General features: G+C 73.8%; 3 protein-coding genes. All 3 read left to right on the plus strand.

Features of this window, described 5'->3' with window-relative positions; genetic code table 11:
* Positions 1-361: helix-turn-helix domain-containing protein (locus G3I41_RS14110; RefSeq protein ID WP_164400557.1), on the plus strand; the 361-nt coding region annotated here is incomplete at its 5' end.
* A gap of 120 nt (positions 362-481) precedes the next feature.
* The gene (locus tag G3I41_RS14115) at positions 482-1,858 is read left to right on the plus strand and encodes a diaminopimelate decarboxylase (protein WP_164400558.1); all 1,377 of its coding nucleotides are present in this window, start codon (positions 482-484) and stop codon (positions 1,856-1,858) included.
* A 94-nt stretch (positions 1,859-1,952) separates the two neighbouring features.
* Positions 1,953-2,867 (plus strand): MarR family transcriptional regulator, encoded by a 915-nt coding sequence (locus G3I41_RS37660; protein ID WP_343242118.1) that lies wholly within the window; start codon positions 1,953-1,955, stop codon positions 2,865-2,867.
* The last annotated feature ends 121 nt before the right edge of the window (positions 2,868-2,988 follow it).

Raw genomic sequence — 2,988 nt, forward strand, 5'->3', positions numbered from 1 at the left:
GCGGGTGCTGCGCGAACGGGCGGCGGCCGGGGACGCCCGGCGGTCGGCGGACGCGGCCGGCGTCGGGCCCTCGCTGGACGTCGCCAGGATCCTGGACGCCGCCCGGCCGGTCTGGGAGGCGGGGCGCGGGCCCGTGCACGAGCTGGTCCGGGCGGATCTGGCGGCCGGGGGCGAGCTGGTCCGCTCGCTGACCGCCTATCTCGACGCGTCGGGGGACGTGGCGCGGGCTGCGGCGCGTCTGGTCGTCCATCCCAACACGCTGCGCTACCGGCTGCGGCGGGCCCGCGAGCGGTTCGGGGTGGACCTGGACGACCCCGACACCAGGCTTCTGGTGACGCTCGCGGTGCGACTCAGCGGGTAGGTTGCCGTCTGTTCGTCCGGCTGCGGGTCCGCGCATGGCTTGGCCGGGCCGACAAAGAAGCGCGTCTTTCTTGGCCGCCCGGACAGAGACCTGGGGGCATCCATCGCCGACTCTGGCTCCATGAGCCTCTCTTCGTCTTCCTCCGCCCTGTCCCCCTCGATCCCGGCGGGTTCCGCGCGCGTCGCGGCCGTGGTCCGCCACGCCGTGGCCGCCGGCCTGCTCGGCGAGGCGAGCCCGGTCGCTGGTTTTATCGACACGGACGGCGTCCGCGCCTCGGTCGCCGCCCTGCACGACGCGTTCCCCGGGGTGCCCGCCGTGCTGCACACGTTCGCCGCGAAGGCGTCCTCGCTGGTCCCCGTGTTGCGGCTGCTCGCCAAGTGCGGGATGGGCTGCGAGGTCGCGAGCCCGGGTGAGCTGCGGCTCGCGCTGGACGCCGGGTTCGCGCCGTCGAGGATCGTGCTGGACTCCCCCGCCAAGACCCGGGACGAGATCCGGCGCGCCCTGGCCGTGGGCGTGGCGATCAACGCCGACAACCTGGACGAGGTGGAACGGATCGCCTCCCTGCGCCCGGCGGACGCGGTGTCCGACATCGGCCTCCGGGTCAACCCGCAGGTCGGCGGCGGTTCGATCGGCGCCATGAGCACGGCCACGGCCACCTCGAAGTTCGGCGTGGCGCTGCGTGACCCCGGCGCGCGCGAACAGGTGGTGAAGGCGTTCGCGGCGCACCCGTGGCTGACCCGGCTGCACGCCCATGTCGGCTCGCAGGGCTGCTCGCTGGAGCTGATCGCGGCCGGAATCGCCGAGACGTACCGGCTGGCGGAGGAGATCAACCAGACGCTGGGCCGTCGGCAGGTCACCGGGCTCGACATCGGCGGCGGCCTGCCGGTCAACTTCGCCGACGACGAGGTGCGTCCCACCTTCGCGGCGTACGCGGCGGCGCTGCGAGCGGCCGTGCCCGGGCTCTTCGACGGACGGTACGAGCTGGTCACCGAGTTCGGGCGGTCCCTGCTCGCGAAGAACGGCTTCATCGGCGCGCTGGTCGAGTACACGAAGGACGCCGGCGGCCGCCGTATCGCGCTGACCCACGCGGGGGCGCAGACCGCCACCCGTACGGTCTTCATGCCGGACGCCTGGCCCCTGCGGGTCGGCGCGTTCGACGCCGAGGGGCGGCCGAAGGACGGGCCCCTGGTGGTCCAGGACGTCGCGGGACCGTGCTGCTTCGCCGGGGACGTCGTCGCGCACGCCCGGGAGCTGCCCGAGCTGCGGGCGGGCGACTACGTGGTGCTGTACGACACGGGCGCGTACTACTTCTCCACCCCGTGGTCGTACAACAGTCTGCCGCGCCCGGCGGTGTACGGATTCGACCTCGCCGGTACGAGCGGCCGCGGGGAGCCCGTGGTGCGCTTCGCACCGGTACGCGACGCCCAGACGCTGGACTCGGTCTCCGCCGAGAGCGGCCTCGCGCACGCCGACGCGCTGCTGCGTCTGCAGGACTGAGCCGGCGGCCACTGGGCCAGACCTCCACTGGGCCGGACCTTCAGCTCGCGGAATTTAGTAGCCATGGACATAGTAGCCATGTACCGTATCTGTCATGAGCAACGCGATCGAGGGCGCGACCCCGGGGTTTCTGGTCTGGCGCCTGTCCATGAAGTGGCGGGTGGCCATCGACCGGGCGCTGGTACCGCTGGGCCTGACGCACGCGCAGTATTCGCTGGTCGCCTCCCTCCAGGGGATGGAGCACGCGGGGCTGCGGCCGAGTCAGCGCGCGCTGGCGGACCACACCGGACTCGAAGCGCTCTACGTATCGAAACTGGCCCGCGCGCTGGAGGCGGCGGGCCTGGTCGAACGGACCACCGACCCCTCGGACAGCAGGGCCGTCCGGCTCTCGCTGACCGAGGAGGGCCGCGCGACGACCGGCCGCGCGGCCACGGTGGTGCGGGAGCTCGTCGACGGGCTGCTCGCACCTCTCGGCGGTCTCGGCGGCAAGGACACCGAGGCGTTCACCGAGGCACTTTCGGCGCTGCTCGACGTGCCGGTCCCCCCCAGTCACCGCTTTCCACGAGGAGTCATCATGACCACCGCACCCGCTGTCAACGGCCAGGTCATCGGCATGGCCCACTACGCCACCCGCGCGCTCGCCGAGCGGCTCCTGCCCGAGGGCACCACCTTCCACCAAACCCTGGCTCTCAACGCAGTCGAGGCCGCGGGCGGCACGGTCGGGCGCCGCGCACTGATCGAGCGCCTGACCGGCGCCGTGAAGCTCGGCGTTCCGGCGGCCGAGGCCACCGTCGCCGAGCTGACGTCCGCCGGTCTGCTGGAGGAGCGGCCCGGCGACCTGCTCGCGTCCACCCCTGCGGGCGACGCGCTGATCCAGTCGTACAAAGCGGGCGTCGCCGCCATCACCGCCGGACTGTACGGGGACCTGCCGGCCGAGGACCTCGCCGCGGCGGGCCGGGTGCTGACCGAGGTCACCGCCCGGGCCGACGCGATGCTGGCCGCCGGCTGACGGCCGGGCGCGGGTCAGTGCCGGGTCAGACCGGTGACGGCTCGGGCTCGGGCGGCGGTACCGGGTCGGGGTCCGGCGAGGGCGGCTGCGGGATCGGGTCGGGCGCGGGGCCCGGCGGAGC

It is taken from the genome of Streptomyces sp. SID9727 (genome assembly GCF_010550605.1).
GTDB lineage: Bacteria > Actinomycetota > Actinomycetes > Streptomycetales > Streptomycetaceae > Streptomyces.